The sequence below is a fragment of the Echinicola sp. 20G genome, from assembly GCF_015533855.1.
GTDB lineage: Bacteria > Bacteroidota > Bacteroidia > Cytophagales > Cyclobacteriaceae > Echinicola.
Map to the genome: position 1 here is coordinate 3,166,744 of NZ_AP024154.1, position 17,875 is coordinate 3,184,618.

The window sequence follows — 17,875 nt, forward strand, 5'->3', positions numbered from 1 at the left end:
GATGGATGAACCAAAAAGAATAGTAATTAAAGTAGGAACCAATGTGATGACCAATAAAGATAACCGTATTGTCAATACGGTTTTACGCAAGTTGGTTGATCAAATTGCTACTTTGTATGAGAGAGGAATCATGTCCGTACTCGTTTCTTCAGGTTCTGTGATCGCAGGAAAGGAAGTCTTGGGAAACAAGGTGGACATCACCGATAAAATTATCCGGAGACAGGTGTTTTCAGCGGTGGGGCAACCACGGATGATGCGCCATTATTATAACATTTTCCAAGATTATGGCATGCGTTGTGCGCAAGTCTTGGCAACAAAAAGGGACTTTGATCCTGGTAAGCACCGGGAAAATATGATCAACTGCTATGAAGGATTGCTTTCGGAAGGTATTATTCCTATCGCCAATGAAGATGATGCAGTTTCCCTCTCCATGTCCACCTTTACGGACAATGATGAACTGGCCAGCTTGGTAGCAGAATTGATCGAGGCTGATATGCTCATCTTGCTTACCGATACTGACGGCCTTTACAACGGGCATCCTGATGATGATGATACCCATAGAATTGCCCATGTGGGCACAGATGAAAAGGTGGAACACTTCATTCAGGAATCTACTAAGGGTGAAGCAGAAGGACGCGGAGGCATGAGATCAAAACTGAATGTGGCGAAAGAAGCAGCCAGAAAAAATATACCTACTTACATTGCCAATGGTAATACGGAAAATATGATTGTTGATATTGTAGATGGTAAGGAAGTAGGGACGAAGGTTTCTGATGATTGACCTGATTTTCAGCCGACCGGGTGTGGATCGGTCGGCTGAAATTCTTAATTAAATCGTCTTAAGAGAAATCAAAAAGGAAAAATCAACATGAAGATATTAAGCACAGAAAAGAAAAATAACGTTTTGGCATCAATGATCAAGATTATAGATGCCAAGCGTGATAAAATAATAGCAGCCAATAAGGCTGATTTGGAGGCTTTCCAAAGAGATGACCAAGCCTTGTTTGACAGGTTAGTGGTCAATGATGCCAAAGTGGATGGCATGATACAGGCTGTCAAAGAGGTGATGGAGCAGGATGATCCTGTCGGAAAAGTAATTTCTAAGAGAAACCTTGATAATGGACTGGAAATCATTAATCAAACGGCACCTTTTGGTACCATCATGATTATTTATGAATCCCGTCCCGATGTGACCATTGAGGCAGCGGTGTTGGCTTTTAAAGCCAATAGTAAGATTCTACTGAAAGGTGGGAAAGAAGCTGTCAACTCGAATAAAGCTTTGGTAGAATGCTGGCATGAGGCCCTTGAAGAGAATGGGCTGACCAACGATTGGATTGAACTGTTTACATTGAACAGAGAAGAAACACAAGAGTTTTTAAGAAACCCAACAGAAAAGCTGGATTTGATCGTGCCTAGAGGTGGCGAAAGATTGATTGCTTTTGTGAAAGAGCATGCCCAGTGTGCGGTTTTGGTTAGTGGAAGAGGGAATAACTTTGCTTATGTAGCTGAAGACGCAGATTGGGAGCAGGCCAAGAAGGTGATCATCAATGCCAAAACCAATAAGATTTCTGGTTGTAATGCTTTGGATAAAATCTTGGTTGATGAGAAATTACCTGACTTTGAGTCTAAATTGAAGGATTTGGGTAAGTCTTTAGCTGACTATAAAGTAGAGCTTTTGGCAGAGCAGGACTTACTTTCCAGTATTGATGGGGCAAAAGAAATACCATCCGAGGATAGCTGGTATGAGGAGTTCTTGGCATTAAAAGCTTTGGTGGGTAAAGCCAAGGGCTTGGATGAAGTTATCGAAAAAATCAATAAATACAGCGGTGGACACTCTGCTACCATTTTGACCACTGACAATTCCAAAGCGGCTAAGTTTATGGAACAAGTGGATAGTGCGGCGGTTTATCATAATGCTTCCACCAGGTTTACCGATGGTGGCCAAATGGGCGTGGGGGCTGAGCTAGCGATTAGTACAGACAAACTACACCACAGAGGACCGCTGGGACTGGAACAACTGGTAACCAACAAATACTATGTGTTTGGTGACGGTCAGATAAGAGATTAGCATTAGCTTAAAATGCATGAAGCATAGGCCCTCTGGATTTCCAGAGGGCCTATTTTTTTTTTTGAAGGAGATCATAAGAAATGTGAAAGTCCCGTACTATTTTTGATCGGTTTCTTAAATTCATTAACTATCGACTTCTCGCACACTTTTATCAAAGCCTATGAACAAGATCGTATTATTACTCTTCCTGATTTTGACCCAAACTTGGTATGCTTGCAACCATAAGGTTGAAGAGAAAACAGTTGATGAAAACAAACCAACTGCTACTTCAGTTGATCAACCTGTAGTTTTGTATACCTCAAACAACTTGATTATTAAAAAAGTCAGTCCGGCTGTTTATGAGCATATTACATACCTTCAGTCGGATACTTTTGGAAAGGTTGAATGCAATGGAATTATAGTTGTCGATGAAAAAGAGGCGGTGGTTTTTGATACTCCCACCAATGATAAGGACTCCTATGAGTTGATCAAATTTCTCCAATCGGAAATGAACTTAGAGATCAAATCGGTTGTACCAACCCATTTTCATATCGACTGTTTAGGAGGGCTTGATGCTTTTCATGAATTGGGAATTCCATCTTATGCTAATGATAAGACCATTCATTTGGCTGAGAAAAATCAGTTTAAAGTACCTCAAAATGGTTTTGATGGCGAACTCAATTTAAAAGTGGGAGACTTGGAAGTTTTGGTCAAGCATTTTGGGGCTGGTCATACCCAAGACAATGTAGTGGTTTACATTCCAGAGGATCAAGTTGTTTTTGGTGGATGCTTAATCAAGTCCATGGGAGCAGGCAAAGGAAACCTGGCAGATGCTGACACGATGGTCTGGTCACACACAGTGAAGTCAATTCGAAGGCAATTTTCCCAATCTAAAGTAATCGTACCTGGTCATGGCCCGATTGGTGATAAGGGGTTGTTGGATTATACCATAAGGCTATTTGAGGAGGTTAAGTAAGATTCGGTTGAGGTTTTTACTTTAAATTCCATTAAATTATTCATCGAACTTATGAAAAGGACTTTAAGAAATATAGTGGCTGTTCTAGCAGGAATCCTTGTAGGAAGCTTTGTGAACATGGGGATTGTTATGATTAGCGGATCCATTATTCCTCCTCCTGAAGGAGCTGACGTGACCACCATGGAAGGCCTAAAGGAATCAATGCATTTGTTTCTCCCCAAACACTTTTTGATGCCATTCCTGGCACATGCATTGGGGACTTTTGTGGGGGCTTTTATAACTGGAATAATAGCAGCTACTTTCAAACTGAAGTGGGCGGTCTTGGTTGGCTTTTTGTTTTTGGTTGGAGGAGTTACCAATGTGTTTATGCTGCCATCTCCTGCTTGGTTTGCATTGATCGATATTGCTTTGGCTTATATACCTATGGCTTACTTGGGGGGTAAGTTAGCATTGAATGTAAGAAAGTGATTTTTTAACTTTCTGATTTACAGTGTTTTGATTTTTGTTTGTCTGCTATTTTAAAATTATTTTATTTTCTAATGAGTAGTTAGAGAGTTTCGCGGCTATATCCTTTTGTAACACAATACAAATGGATAGAGAAAAGCAAATTCGAGATTTTCATAATGGTACCTTGTCCAAGCAAGAAGCCGAGGAATTTTTGCAGTGGTACACTTCTGATGAAGGAGAAGCCTACATGTCCCGTAAGCTTGAGCAAAATTGGAAAGTTAAAGCTGACGCTAAAAAAGAAGATCAGTGGGATCAGGATACCCTTTTTAAAAGAATATTCAAGGATCCAAAAATTTTAACTCAGGAAAAGAGAGGAAATCAGAGACCATTAGCATCGAACTGGAATAATAGCCCCACTTTTAGAGTTGCCGCAAGCTTGCTACTTCTTTTTGCGATTAGCTTTTTGTTTTATCAGTATTTCAATCCACAGGAGTTAGGGAATGATCTGGGAAGCCCAACTGATTGGATAGTGAAATGTAACCCATCGGGTCAAAAGTCAAGATTTACTTTGCCTGATGGCAGTAAGGTTTTTTTAAATGCACAGAGTACGCTGAAATACCCTAAAGACTTCAAAGCCAATAGAAGCTTAGTGCTTGAAGGAGAAGCATATTTTGAGGTATTTCCTGATAAGGAACATCCATTTAGGGTCACCAGCAAAGAACTGACCACAACAGCTTTAGGGACTGCATTTAACATCAAAGCTTTTGAAAATTCACCAGAGATAGAAGTGGTACTTACGCATGGTAAAGTAAAAGTGGAAGCGGGGAAAAGTGATTTTGAAGAAGTGCTTTTGCCTGGTCAGGGGGTGGTCAGTGAAAGTGGTGATGGCAACTTCCGAAAGGAGCAAATGGATGTGGAGAAAGTGCTTTACTGGAAGGATGGAATTCTTTATTTCAGTGATACCCACTTTGAGGAAGTACTTAAAACTCTGGAACGCTGGTATGGTGTGAAAATCAGCGTAACAGGTAATTATGATAAAGGCTTTCTGTGTTCTGGAACATTTGATAAGAATGAGTACCTGGATAACGTGCTGGATATTCTGGGGCATTCCATTGGCTTCGAATACAAGATAGATAAGAAAAAAGTAGACTTAAAATTCCACCCTTAATTAATCCTTGCCTATGAGAGAAAGAGACTAAGAAAAGAGTCCGGGAAAGTGCTGGAACACTCCCCGGACAAAAAACCAATCAAACTAAAGGCAGCATATGGACTGGAACTCCCACTGCCCTTATCATCTATGTTCAATTGATATACCCAAAATATGAAACAAAATTTAACCCGAAAAATTATTATGGTCTCAAAATATGCAGGCTACTGCTTTATTTTCCTGACCCTGACCATGAGCTCGGTACTGGCGGGTAGTTCATCTGCCCAAGTAAAGAGCGTCGAGGACGTATTTATACAGCTGCCCAGTGGCCAAAAGACTTTGGGAGAGGCCTTACATCAGATAGAGGAAAATACGGCTTTCCATTTCTTTTACACTGACAGAAATATAGACAAAACACAGTTAGTAACTATTTCAAATCAAAAGCTAACAGTAGCCCAACATTTAAAAGAGATGGCACTGAGTCTTGGTTTGGAATTTAGGCAGGTTAATAACAGCATAAGCGTCAAGAAAATCAAGGATAAGGGCTCGGTTGTACCTGAGTTGTCAACAGTGATATTTAAGGAAGTTACTGGAGTGGTCACCGATGAGGAAGGAGTGCCTCTTCCTGGAGCTTCAGTTTTAGTAGAAGGTGAACCTAATAGAGGAACCGTGACGGATATTGATGGAACATATTCTATTGATGTGGTGGAGGGCAATGTATTGATTTTTAGTTATATCGGTTTTGAGTCCAAAAAGATTACAATCGGTAATCAAAGCCAAATCAATGTGGTGTTAGAGGTAAACGCAGAATCATTGGAAGAAGTGGTTGTGGTGGGTTTTGGTGAGCAGAAAAAGATATCGCTGACCGGAGCAGTTTCCACGGTGGATACTGAGGACCTGAAATCAAACCCAACATCAAGTTTGTCCAATGCACTGGCTGGAAATGTGCCCGGTGTTTTGGGAATGATGCAGTCAGGACAACCTGGCAAGAATATCTCTGAATTCTGGATTCGGGGTATTTCTACTTTTGGAGGTGGCACAAACCCTCTTGTATTGGTTGATAATATTGAGCGGAATCTTAACGAGCTCAATATTGAGGATATCAAATCCATCACCGTACTGAAAGATGCTGCTGAAACCGCCATGTACGGATCAAGAGGAGCAAATGGCGTAATATTGATTACTACCAAACGAGGTAGCGCCGGAAAGATTGATATAAACTTTAAGGATGAATTTATTTACAATACCAGAACCATTACACCTGAATTTGAGGATGGAGTAACTTACGCCAACCTGTTAAATGAGTCGCGAATTACTCGAAATCACGCACCGATTTATCAACCAGAAGAGTTGGAGATTTTGCGTTTAGGCTTGGATCCCGATTTATACCCCAATGTAGACTGGCAAGATCTATTGTTAAGGGAAGGAGCCATGACCTACCGTGCCAACTTGAATATGAGCGGTGGTGGACCTACCTCTCGGTATTATGCATCTGCCAGTTATATAGATGAAGGTGGTATGTATGAGATTGATGAATCCTTAAAGAATGACTACAATACCAATGCTAATTATAAACGTTGGAATTATCGGCTGAATGCAGATTTTAACATCACTGAAACTACAGAAGTGAAAGTTGGAGTAGCAGGCTCACTCAGCAAGCGAAACAGTCCTGGATTGGGGGATATTGATTTTTGGGGTTCACTTTTTGGTTATTCTCCCATACGCACACCGATAACGTATTCTAACGGATATGTGCCGGCAATAGGCACTGGGAATCAGACAAACCCTTGGGTAATGGCTACCCAAACTGGCTTTAATGAAAATTGGGTGAATAATGTTCAAACTAACGTTACTGTTGAGCAAGATTTTGGATTCATTACAGAAGGCCTCCGTTTTAGAGGGATTATTGGTTATGACACACAAAACAGCAATGATATCCAACGACGTAAATGGCCTGAACAATGGCAAGCTGCCCGTGCACGAGACGTAAATGGAAATTTGGTTTTTACCCACATTTCTGACCCTAGTGAAATGCAACAGTCAAGTACTTCTTCTGGAAATAGGCTGGAGTTTTATGATTTGATGTTCAATTACGACAGAAGTGTTGGAGATCATAATCTTGGTGCAGCAGCTCGGTTAACCCGTGATTCATTTGTACAAACGGTTAATCTTGGTGGAGATATTAAAAATGGTATTGCCAGAAGGAACCAAGCCCTTGCTGGACGCCTGCTTTATAACTGGAAATACCGCTATTTTGTGAATTTTAATTTTGGTTACACTGGCTCTGAGAACTTTGCTCCAGGTGAGCAGTATGGCTTTTTTCCTGCCATCTCATTTGCTTGGAACTTGGCAGAGGAGGACTTTATCAGAAATAATGTGGCCTGGCTGGATTTACTGAAAATTCGGTACTCTTATGGAAAAGCAGGAAATGATCAGTTGATGGGAGGGGAGCGTTTTCCTTATTTGTATACTATTTCAGAGATTTTTGATGAAAATGGCGATCCAGCTGGTGGTTATCAATGGGCTGATTATGGCTTTGACAGGTATTATGGCGGAATGATGTATTCACAAGTGGCTTCCCCTTACGTGACTTGGGAGGTGGCGACAAAGCAAAATCTTGGTTTCGATTTAGAAACAAACCACATCACAGCCAACTTGGATTTCTTTGATGAAAAGCGTACTGGGATTTATATGGAAAGGCAGTTTTTGCCAGCAATGGTGGGACTGGAAAGTACACCAAGAGCTAATGTAGGGGTTGTGAAGTCCCGTGGTTTTGATGGACGCTTAAAATATATCCAGCAAGTAGGTGCGGTCACCCTAACAGCCAGAAGTAATATCACCTATAGCAAGAATGAAATCATAGAAAAAGATGAGGAAAACAACGTGTATGCCTATCAAAATGAGGAAGGTTTTCGCGTTGGACAGTCAAAGGGCTTGGTGGCTTTAGGCCTGTTTGAAGATTATGATGACATCAGGAATAGCCCCACCCAAACTTTTGGAACTTATCAACCAGGAGATATAAAATATAAAGATGTTAACGGTGATGGTGTAATAGATGATGGCGACCGCGTTGCGATTGGTGCGACTAGAAGGCCCAACTTTATTTATGGAATAGGAGCTTCTGCCAATTGGAGAGGTTTCAGCTTAGGAGTACATTTTCAAGGAGCGGGTAAGTCCACTTTTTCTACCTATGGAAAGACCGTATTTGCATTTAGCGAAGGAGAGTGGGGGCAAGTTATGAAAGGAGTGATGGGAGATAATCGATGGATCTCTGCTGATATTTCAGAGGATCCTTCCACAGAAAATCCCAATGCTTCTTATCCTCGATTAAGCTTTGGGGATAATCCAAATAACTTTAGAGAATCCACTTTTTGGTTACGTGATGGTCGGTATCTCCGCCTCAAAACTGTAGATATAGGATATAGCCTTCCTCAGTCATTGACCAAAAAAATTAGGGCTGATAATATCCGCGTGTTTTTAGTGGGCACGAACCTATTTACTTGGTCAAAGTTCAAACTATGGGATCCTGAATTAGCAACACCTCGAGGAGAAGATTACCCTCCTGCTAAATCAATCACATTGGGAATTAGTGTTAATCTGTAATCTAAAAAGAGATGAATAACAAAACATTATATACAGTTCTATTTCTTGTATTCGGATCGGTGTTGGCTTTTTCATGTAATAATGATTACCTCGATTCTAGCCAATATTTTAAGGACCGTCTTACGGAGGAAAAGGTATTTCAAAGTAAAGTATATTCGGAAGAGTGGTTAGCCAATGTGTTTGAAGAATTAAGAGGCATCAATGCTGATGTAGCCAGCAAAGGTGTCACGCCTCATAATTTTGCTGATGGAATGTACTATGGTGACCGGGATAAAGATTTCGACCCATCCAAAAATGAGTTGTCGTACAACATGTTCAAGATGGGTCAATATACAGAAGGTGACAAGCAAGACTCATGGACGCAGTGTTATCGGGGTATTCGGAATGCATCGACCTTTATACATAACATCTATATGAATACCGAAATGTCTGCGGATGAAATAGAAGACTATAAAGGACAGGCCCGTTTTGCGAGAGCGTATTTGTATTGGCTGTTACTTCGTAAATATGGTCCCATACCTTTGTTGCCAGATGAAGGACTTGATTACACCCAAAGCTATGACGAGTTGGCGGTTCCAAGGAGTACTTACGAAGATTGTGCTGAGTTTATCAGCAATGAAATGTTATTGGCTGCCCAAGAAATGGAAGTTCGTGGAATGACCCGGGGCCAGGAAAGTTCAGCTCGGCCTACTGTAGGAGCGGCATTGGCCACAAGAGCCAAAGTGTTGCTGTATGCAGCCAGTCCATTAGCAAATGGTAATGCATCCAGTTTTGCCACTAGGCTGGTAGATGACGAAGGTAGACAGCTGCTGTCTTCTAACTATCAAGAGGAGAAATGGGCAAAAGCTGCTGCTGCGGCTAGAGATGTTATGGAACTTGGTGTTTATGAACTTTACGCAGTACCCCTTCAGGAGACAGGAGAGGATGCTACAGTAGTTCCGCCCGATGATCATAACTTCTCTGAAAAAACATGGCCAGCAGGCTGGGCGGATATTGACCCGGCGAAGTCATATGCCCAAGTTTTTGATGGGACTTTGCCTGCGTCAGGAAATCCGGAATTGATTTTTACTAGAGGTAATAACCAAGACGGGGAAAGCATCAGAGCAATGGTTGCTCACCAGTTGCCTAGATCATCTACAGGCTGGAATACCCATGGATTGACACAAAAGCTGGTTGATGCCTACTACATGAACGATGGGTCTGATGTGCCCGGAAGAGATAAGGAAATAGGGCGAGGTGATGGATCGGAACGTGTAAGTGGCTATGTAAGCCAAGAGGATTATGATAATGGGTGGTACCGACCTTTAAGAGCAGGAGTTTCTTTGCAGTATGCCCATCGAGAACCTCGGTTTTATGCTTCCGTGGCTTTTAATGGGAGTTTTTGGTCTTTGCTTAATGAGTCACAGGAAAGAAACCGAAATCAACAGGTGTTTTACTATCGTGATAATCCCAAAGGTAATGGCTTCAATTCATCCAATGCCTATTGGCTGCGGACAGGCTTTGGTGTCAAGAAATTTGTCCATCCCAATGACACCTATGAGGGCGGAAACATTGATAATATTGTTTTTAAAGCAGAGCCTGCCATCCGATATGCAGATATTTTATTGATGTACGCAGAAGCCCTGAATGAACTGGATGGATCATACACGATCCCATCTTGGAGTGGTGGAAGTTATACCATCTCTCGCAACATCTCGGAAATGCAAAGAGGAATTCATCCTGTTCGAATACGGGCTGGTGTTCCGGATTATCCATCAAGTGATTATAGTGATAAAGAAGCGCTAAGAAGAAGGTTGAAGCGTGAGCGCTTTATTGAGCTTTTGGGGGAAGGGCAGCGCTATTATGACTTGCGTCGTTGGATGGATGCTCCAGTAGAGGAGTCATTGCCCATCTATGGCTGCAACGTGCTGATGAATGAGGATGAAAGGGATCTTTTCCATCAACCAGTAGCCATTTGGGCATTGGAAACCACCTTTGCGGATAAGATGTGGTTTTGGCCGATTAGCCATACTGAACTGAAAAGAAATAACCGCCTTACACAGAACCCTGGATGGACTTATAATGATTAACCCAAAACAAACTATCATGAAAAAATCATATATGTCGTTTCTTCTACTTTCATTGCTTATCATTAGCGGTGCATGCAATGATGAGTGGACTGAAGAACAATTCGAGAATTATATATCATTTAAAGCGCCGCTGAATAGCGAGGGAGTGTGTGATATCTATATCCGCTATAAAGGCGAAGAGAAAACTACCTTCCAGCAACCTTTGATTGTAAGCGGATCGACTACAAATGGTCTGGACAGAACCGTTCATGTAGCAGTAGATTCGGATACCTTGGAGGTATTGAATTATGAGCACTTCCAAAACCGTGAGGATTTTTATTACAGGGAATTAAGCAGCGAATATTTTTCCATTCCTTCCACGGTGGACATTAAAGCTGGAGAGAACACTTCTTTGATGGCCATTGATTTTACCCTAAAAGATATCGATATGGTAGATAAGTGGGTGCTTCCTCTGACCATTCAGGATGACCCATCCTACAATTACATCGCCAACCCGAGGAAATACTACCGTAAAGCTATCCTTCGAATTCACCCATTTAATGATTACTCGGGTAGCTATAGTGGGACAGCACTTAAAACAACCATGGAGGGCTATGAGGATGAAACACCTATTGTAAAAGAAGAAATCCGCTCTTATGTGGTGGATGAAAACACGGTTTTCTTTTATGCAGGAAATATCGATGAAGACAGGCAAGACCGTAGGAACTATAAAATTTACGCGACTTTTCACAGTACGGGGGCAGTTACTTTCTATACTGATAATCCAGAAATGAAGCTTCAGGTGAATAAGGATGCAAGCTATACCATCATGGAACAGATGGACGATGTTAGGCCATACCTATTACACCGGTACATCACCATTAATAATATTGATTATCAGTTTTCAGACTATACCATGGTACCCAATGTTGATATCAATTATAAGGTTTCAGGTTCTTTGATTTTGGAGCGTCAATTAAATACCCAGATTCCTGATGAAGACCAGGCAATAGAATGGTAGAAAGAAACGTAGCGATACACTTGAAAGTGGGAAATGCACCTGATCAGTATTGTGAATTTTAAAACTAAAAACTATGCGTTTAAATATAATATATATAAAAAGAGGCTTTAGCAATCTCTATTTGATGATGGCTTTGATAATGGTCTTTATGTCTAGTTGCCAGATTGACAACCAAGACATGGTGGAACAGCCACCTTATGACTCATCCAAACCAGTGGTGGTATCAGATTTCACCCCGAAATCTGGCGGAGCTGGGCAGCGGCTTGTGATTTATGGAAAGAATTTCGGCACTGATGCTGATATCGTATCTGTATTTATCGGAGGAAAAGAGGCAAAAGTAATCAATGTAAATGGAGAGGCCCTTTATTGTCTGGTTCCTAGGCAGGCATTCAAAGGAGATATAGAGGTCCGAGTGGGAAGAGGTGACAGTCAAGGAATCTCCAGTTCAGATAAGTTTTTTGACTATGAGCGTAAAATGGTGGTGTCGACCTTGGTGGGCTACAAAAATGACAGAGGAGATGAACCTTGGAAAGATGGAAAATTCAAGTCGGAAGATGAGAGTGAGATGGCGAGTGGGTTTTGGGAGCCTTCATTTATGAAATTTGATCCACTTAACCCTAAGCATTTATGGGTAACCTTTGACTTTAATAATGGTCTTTACCTAATTGATTTGGAAGACAGCACTGTAACCAAAAAACGCTCGGATTTTGACAGGCCCCGCAGTATTGATTTCACGCTTGATGGACAATATATGATCATTGCAGAAGACCGTGGAGGGGAAAACGACCGCGCCACCTACCGTTTATCCCGAGACAAAGATTGGCAGGACAGGGAAATTTTGACTAGGTACAGGCAGTGTAATGGTGCATCAGTTCATCCAGTGAATGGAGAGCTTTATTTTAACAGCTATGAGAAGGGACAGTTTTTCCGCTTTGACCTGAATAAATATTTTGATGAAGGTCTAGGGGATAAAGATTATGAGACCTTGTTTGTGGTTCATGATCCGGGATGGGAATATAAGATATTTATGCACCCTACAGGTAACTACGCCTACATTATGGTTATCAACCAACACTACATCCTCCGTGTGGACTATAACTGGGAAAAGGAGCAATTCAACCAGCCTTATTTGGTTTGCGGACAACTTAGAGGGGATGGCTATCAGGATGGTGTTGGCTCTGATGTACGGTTAAGAAACCCTTATCAGGGCGTATTTGTAAAGAATGAAACCTATTTGGATGAGGATAAGCCAGATCAATATGACTTTTATTTTACTGATCAACACAATCACGCTATCCGAAAATTAACGCCTGAGGGAAGTGTGACTACTTTCGCCGGAAGGGGCAGTTCAAGCATCAACCCTGACCCTTGGGGCTATGTAGATGGAGACTTGAGGGAAGAGGCACGTTTTGACAGACCATCCGGGATCGCCTATAGTGAGGAAGATAAGGCATTTTACATTGGAGATCAGATGAATCACCGCATTCGTAAAATAGCATTGGAAGAATTGGATGAGAGCGAACCGGGAGAAGAAACAGAGGATTAATGAAAATGATTGTCAATATGAATGCATAAAAGGGCTTATTCTAAGTAGCCCTTTTTAGAAATACGAGCAAAAAGTTAATCCAAATCAATATTTCATTTATTAAATCAACTAAAATCGCCGACAGGCAAAACTAATTCACAATATTAAATAAATAATGAATCGAGTAAAAAGCGTAATTGTAATGATGGCTCTGGGTTTGGGCCTAATCTATGGATCGGAGACCAAGGCTCAAGAGAAGCTGAGGGCTCCGGCCTATCCTTTAATTACCCATAATCCTAATTTTAGCATCTGGTCCATGACCGATCAACTGAATATGGAGTCTCCAAAACATTGGACTACCAAGGATCATGGTCTTCTAGGTTTAATCAAAGTCGATGGTAAGCCCTATCGTTTTTTGGGCAAGGAAAAACAATATTATAATACTGTACTTCCTACGTCTGAGCAAAAGGGGTATAGCATGAGTTATACAGCAAGTGCCCCAAAGGCTGGGTGGGAGCAAATGGATTTTGATGACCGTGCCTGGAAGAAAGGAAAGGCTCCATTTACAGATCAGGCAGATCAAAATGGCACCTTATGGAAAACGGATCAGCTTTGGTTGCGAAGAAGTTTTGATCTAAAGGATATTGAAAGCTTGGGTAAACTCTTTCTTAAAATCAATCATGATGATAATATTGAGGTGTTTTTAAATGGCCAGCAGATTTACGAATTGAAAGGTTGGCTACAAGGCTTTGAATTTGTGGAGATCCCACAAAGCATCCAACAAAACCTGCAGGAGAAAGGCAATGTTCTAGCGGTACATATTATAAATACAGCTGGTGGCCGATGGTTGGATTTAGGTTTGGCAGAGCAGTACCTTCAGCCTGAAATGGATAACATTGTTCCTGCTGTGCAAACAAATGTTCAACTTTCTGCTACCCAAACCAATTATCAGTTTGATTGTGGAGGTGTCTCACTGACGGTGAATTTCACTTCTCCATTGCTAATGGATGATCTGGACCTTATGGCTAGACCCATTTCTTATATTACTACAAAAGTTAAAAGCAAAGATGGGAAAGCACATGATGTTCAAATAGCCCTCGGTGTTTCCTCCGACCTGGCTGTCCACATTCCTAGTCAAGAAGTATTGGCGAGTAGATATCAGGAAGGGGGAATGGCTATTATGAAAGCAGGGACAGTTGCTCAAAATGCTTTGGGAAGAAAAGGCGATGATGTTCGGATCGATTGGGGACACTTATATGTGGGGACTACAAAAGATGAAAATACCCAACAATGGATAGAGGATGGAGGCAATATTTTAAGCACTTGGGAAGATAATCATGCCGAAAACGAAAGTTTACAGTCAAGAAGCATGATGTTAAATACCGCGGTGGAAATGGGGCATATTGGTTCCAAGGCCAAAGAGCAATTGTTTTTGATAGGATATGATGAAGAGATAGCGGTCCAATATTTTGGTGAGAATCTGGCGCCATGGTGGAAGACTTCAGAAGGAGGCAGCTTTGAAAACTTATTGGCTAAAGCTGCAGATGAATATCCTGGTGTTATCAAGCGCTGCGAAGCTTTTGATAAGAAGTTATATCAGGAAGCCATTAAGTCTGGAGGAGAAAAGTATGCCGATATGTGTGTTTTAGCTTATCGTCAGGCTATCGCTGCGCATACTTTAGTAGAAAGCAAGGAAGGAGAGTTGCTTTTCCTTTCGAAAGAAAATAATAGTAATGGCTCCATCAACACTGTGGATGTTACATATCCTTCGGCTCCTCTTTTTTTAAGGTACAATCCTGATTTGATGAAAGGTATGCTAAATGGAATCTTTCATTATTCCGAAAGTGGGAGATGGAAAAAGCCCTTTCCAGCCCATGATCTTGGAACTTATCCGGTGGCCAATGGGCAAACATACGGAGAAGATATGCCAGTTGAAGAGGCTGGCAATATGCTTTTGCTAACAACAGCTATCGTGGATCAGGAAAATGATCCAGCCTATGCCAAAAAACATTGGGACGTGCTGACCATCTGGGCAAGGTATTTGAGGAAAAGCGGTTTTGATCCGGCCAATCAGCTTTCTACGGATGATTTTGCTGGTCATTTGGCAAGAAATGCCAACCTTTCTGTCAAGGCAATTTTAGCCTTGGCTGCTTATGGGAAAATGGCAGGGATGATGGGACAAAAGGAAGTGGAGGCTGATTATATCAATGAATCCAGGGAAATGGCCAAAAAGTGGATGAAACTGGCGGATGATGGTGATCATTATACGCTGGCTTTTGAAAGGCCTGGGACATGGAGCGAAAAGTACAATTTGGTATGGGATGAAATTCTGGAATTAAATGTATTTCCCGAGGAAGTTGCTGATAAGGAGATAACCTATTATTTGACCAAACAGGAAAAATATGGTTTGCCACTGGACAGTAGGAAAACCTATTCCAAATCAGATTGGGTTTTCTGGACAGCTTCTTTGGCAGATAGCCAAGAGGATTTCAAAACTTTGATCGCACCCATGTGGAAATATGCCAATGAAACCCCAAACAGGGTACCGATCAGCGATTGGCATGAAACGAAAGATGCCCATGTAATGAATTTTAGAGCAAGATCAGTGGTAGGGGGCTATTTTATAAAAATGCTGTATTAGTCGGTAGAAAAGCCAATCCTAATAATTTCGGGACTCTGAACATTGTTGAGGAGTCCCGTTCTATATTCAACCAATTGACTATTTTAGCATAAAGAGCTTTGAAGTCTTTTATACTTCAAAGTTTTTTAAAGAGATGATTAATATGGATGGTGAGTCTTATTCGAAATCTTTACCTTTAATCAGCGCCCCTTAAAAAAACGGGCTATCAAAAATTAAAATCAAATATTTCTCCATGAATATCAAAATCTTAATATTAGGTTTAAGTGTTGTCCTATTAGCAGTGAACGGTCTTCAGGCCAAAGAAGATAAAGAAGTCATCACAAAAGGGAAATATACGTTAACTCTAGTGAACCAAGACCCGTCCCTGAATGTAGCAGTAAAAGCAGGGCTAATCAAAACTTTCTTTAAGGTCTATCCAAAAATGGTCAAAGATTTCAATAAAGAAGCAACCAAAAGGGTTTTGGTGACCATAGACACTACTTATAATGGAGTTGCTTATGCGCATGATGGAAAGATTACCATTGCCTCACAGTGGCTGGAAAAAAAGCCAGGGGATATGGATGTAATTACCCATGAAGGAATGCACTTGGTTCAAGCTTACCCCAGTGGTGCTGGTCCCGGTTGGTTGACAGAAGGGATCGCAGACTATGTGCGTTATGCCTATGGCGTTGACAATGCAAGTGCAGGGTGGGCATTGCCAGACTTTGACCCTAAGCACCGTTATGACAATAGCTACAGAATAACTGCCCGCTTTCTTTTATGGATCAATCAGCATTATGATAAGAAGTTTGTACATAAGATGGACAGTCATATGAGGGAAAAAACTTACAGCAAAGAACTTTGGAAGACCTATACCGGAAAAACTTTGGAGGATTTATGGAAGGAATATTCCCTAAATCCGTTGGTAAAGGTGTAGGTGTACTTAATCCGTGACTTTAAAATTGTTTTAGGACTTGTCCAAATTAGGGTAAAGTAATGCTCGTGTGAAATCGTCAAACTAGTTATTTTACCAAGCTGTTTTTTTGATATAAGTAGTGGATTAATAATGATTTTTGACATTTATTGTTGAACAAATAGCAAAACCTTAGTTTTTCTGAGGATTTTGTAAAGGGTTGGTATAGTGAGAAATATGGGATTAAAATATTTTTTTATAAATATTTTAATAACTTTTGTAGCATAATCATTTTTTGGACCGTCTTGTCGTTATAAAGACAAGAAGACCTCTGAACCAACAAACTACCAGCTGTATGAGAATAGGATTTGACGCCAAACGTGCTTTTAAGAATTTTACTGGACTTGGAAACTACAGTCGATTTATTCTTAAGTCATTAAGTGATAATTTTCCTACCAACAATTATTTTTTGTTTACTCCAGCCAATGGCCGCAAGAGTGACGAGATATCAATCGCATGCAAAAACCCCAATCAGAAAATTGTTTTACCCACTGATTTCTGGAAATTACCAGTGCTTTCTGGTGCATGGAGAAGTGTATTCCAAGGCATGAAGCACTTGGACAATCAGTTGGAAATTTTTCATGGCTTGAGCAATGAGATTCCTTATATCAAAAACAAGTCCACCAAATATGTGGTGACCGTTCATGACTTGTTGTTTTGTCGTTACCCAGAGCTGTTCAATCCCATCGATGTACAGATTTATAAATTGAAGATGGAGCGATCATGCAGAGATGCTGACCAAGTCATTGCCATCAGCCAACAGACTAGGGAAGACCTGGTGAATTTTTTGGGAATTGATAGAGATAAAATTCGGGTGGTTTATCAAGGGTATCATGAAAACTATAACAAAGAAGTTACTCCAGAGCAATTGACCAAGGTAAAGGCAAAGTATAACCTTCCTGAAAAGTACCTGCTGTTTGTCAGTACCATTGAAAAGCGAAAAAATGTGCAGTTGATCTTAAAAGCTTTAAAAGCAAGGTCAGATTGGGATTTACCGCTGGTGGTGGTGGGCAGAGCGACTTCTTATGTCAATACCCTTAAAAGCATGGTTCAGGAATATGGACTGCAGAGAAAGGTAATATTTTTACATGATGTGGCTTTCGATGATTTGCCAGCCATGTATAAGATGGCTCATGTGTTTATTTATCCTTCCTATTTTGAGGGTTTTGGAATCCCGATCATTGAAGCCCAGCGGATGGGAACGCCTGTGATTACTTCCACTGGATCTTGTTTTCATGAAGCAGGTGGTGACGCGGCACTCTATGGAGATCCTGACGACCCTGACACCTTGATTGCGCATATTGAAGCGTTGTCCCGAGAGGAAACAAGGTCTAATTTTATTGATAGAGGATACAAAAATATAGCCCGGTTTGATCAGGAGATTATTTCAAGGGACATCATGAATGTTTATCAGGAAGTACTCGAAACTTATCCCGTCAAGTCTGTATTGGCTACGTAATAACGATAA

At 41.0% G+C, this 17,875-nt stretch carries 11 protein-coding genes and 1 pseudogene; all 12 read left to right on the forward strand.

Annotated elements, in window-relative coordinates:
• The first annotated feature begins 1 nt into the window (after position 1).
• The 12 genes and pseudogenes from proB (at position 2) to JL001_RS13135 (ending at position 17,866) form a co-directional block, all read left to right on the forward strand.
• Positions 2–781 (forward strand): glutamate 5-kinase, encoded by a 780-nt coding sequence (gene proB, locus JL001_RS13080; RefSeq protein WP_200976625.1) that lies wholly within the window; start codon positions 2–4, stop codon positions 779–781.
• A gap of 72 nt (positions 782–853) precedes the next feature.
• A pseudogene (locus JL001_RS13085) lies at positions 854–2,068 on the forward strand (glutamate-5-semialdehyde dehydrogenase); the annotation flags it as partial.
• A 160-nt stretch (positions 2,069–2,228) separates the two neighbouring features.
• Entirely contained in the window at positions 2,229–3,023 is a 795-nt protein-coding gene (bla, locus tag JL001_RS13090) for a subclass B1 metallo-beta-lactamase (protein ID WP_200976629.1), read from the forward strand.
• Positions 3,024–3,074: 51 nt separating this feature from the next.
• Entirely contained in the window at positions 3,075–3,491 is a 417-nt protein-coding gene (locus JL001_RS13095; protein ID WP_200976631.1) for a hypothetical protein, read from the forward strand.
• Between the two features lie 121 nt (positions 3,492–3,612).
• A complete protein-coding gene (locus JL001_RS13100; protein WP_200976633.1) occupies positions 3,613–4,638 on the forward strand; it encodes a FecR family protein in 1,026 nt (341 codons plus the stop codon).
• Positions 4,639–4,791: 153 nt separating this feature from the next.
• Complete coding sequence (locus JL001_RS13105) at positions 4,792–8,220, forward strand: TonB-dependent receptor (RefSeq protein WP_236252806.1); 3,429 nt, start codon at positions 4,792–4,794, stop codon at positions 8,218–8,220.
• Between the two features lie 11 nt (positions 8,221–8,231).
• Positions 8,232–10,289, forward strand: coding sequence for a RagB/SusD family nutrient uptake outer membrane protein (locus JL001_RS13110; RefSeq protein WP_200976635.1), 2,058 nt, complete (start codon positions 8,232–8,234; stop codon positions 10,287–10,289).
• Positions 10,290–10,305: 16 nt separating this feature from the next.
• Positions 10,306–11,289, forward strand: a complete 984-nt coding sequence (locus JL001_RS13115; RefSeq protein ID WP_200976636.1) for a DUF4973 domain-containing protein — start codon at positions 10,306–10,308, stop codon at positions 11,287–11,289.
• Positions 11,290–11,362: 73 nt separating this feature from the next.
• Entirely contained in the window at positions 11,363–12,835 is a 1,473-nt protein-coding gene (locus tag JL001_RS13120; RefSeq protein ID WP_200976639.1) for an IPT/TIG domain-containing protein, read from the forward strand.
• Positions 12,836–12,989: 154 nt separating this feature from the next.
• Positions 12,990–15,455, forward strand: coding sequence for a glutaminase family protein (locus JL001_RS13125; protein ID WP_200976641.1), 2,466 nt, complete (start codon positions 12,990–12,992; stop codon positions 15,453–15,455).
• Positions 15,456–15,687: 232 nt separating this feature from the next.
• A complete protein-coding gene (locus JL001_RS13130) occupies positions 15,688–16,371 on the forward strand; it encodes a basic secretory protein-like protein (RefSeq protein ID WP_200976643.1) in 684 nt (227 codons plus the stop codon).
• Between the two features lie 331 nt (positions 16,372–16,702).
• A complete protein-coding gene (locus JL001_RS13135; RefSeq protein WP_200976645.1) occupies positions 16,703–17,866 on the forward strand; it encodes a glycosyltransferase family 1 protein in 1,164 nt (387 codons plus the stop codon).
• Positions 17,867–17,875 lie beyond the last annotated feature (9 nt).

Bases quoted from the DNA above. Each gene is read 5' to 3' on its own strand.
- JL001_RS13130 (WP_200976643.1), top strand. From the start codon at position 15,688: ATGAATATCAAAATCTTAATATTAGGTTTAAGTGTTGTCCTATTAGCA.
- JL001_RS13095 (WP_200976631.1), top strand. From the start codon at position 3,075: ATGAAAAGGACTTTAAGAAATATAGTGGCTGTTCTAGCAGGAATCCTT.
- bla (WP_200976629.1), top strand. From the start codon at position 2,229: ATGAACAAGATCGTATTATTACTCTTCCTGATTTTGACCCAAACTTGG.
- JL001_RS13105 (WP_236252806.1), top strand. From the start codon at position 4,792: ATGAAACAAAATTTAACCCGAAAAATTATTATGGTCTCAAAATATGCA.
- JL001_RS13120 (WP_200976639.1), top strand. From the start codon at position 11,363: ATGCGTTTAAATATAATATATATAAAAAGAGGCTTTAGCAATCTCTAT.
- JL001_RS13100 (WP_200976633.1), top strand. From the start codon at position 3,613: ATGGATAGAGAAAAGCAAATTCGAGATTTTCATAATGGTACCTTGTCC.
- JL001_RS13110 (WP_200976635.1), top strand. From the start codon at position 8,232: ATGAATAACAAAACATTATATACAGTTCTATTTCTTGTATTCGGATCG.
- JL001_RS13135 (WP_200976645.1), top strand. From the start codon at position 16,703: ATGAGAATAGGATTTGACGCCAAACGTGCTTTTAAGAATTTTACTGGA.
- JL001_RS13115 (WP_200976636.1), top strand. From the start codon at position 10,306: ATGAAAAAATCATATATGTCGTTTCTTCTACTTTCATTGCTTATCATT.
- JL001_RS13125 (WP_200976641.1), top strand. From the start codon at position 12,990: ATGAATCGAGTAAAAAGCGTAATTGTAATGATGGCTCTGGGTTTGGGC.
- proB (WP_200976625.1), top strand. From the start codon at position 2: ATGGATGAACCAAAAAGAATAGTAATTAAAGTAGGAACCAATGTGATG.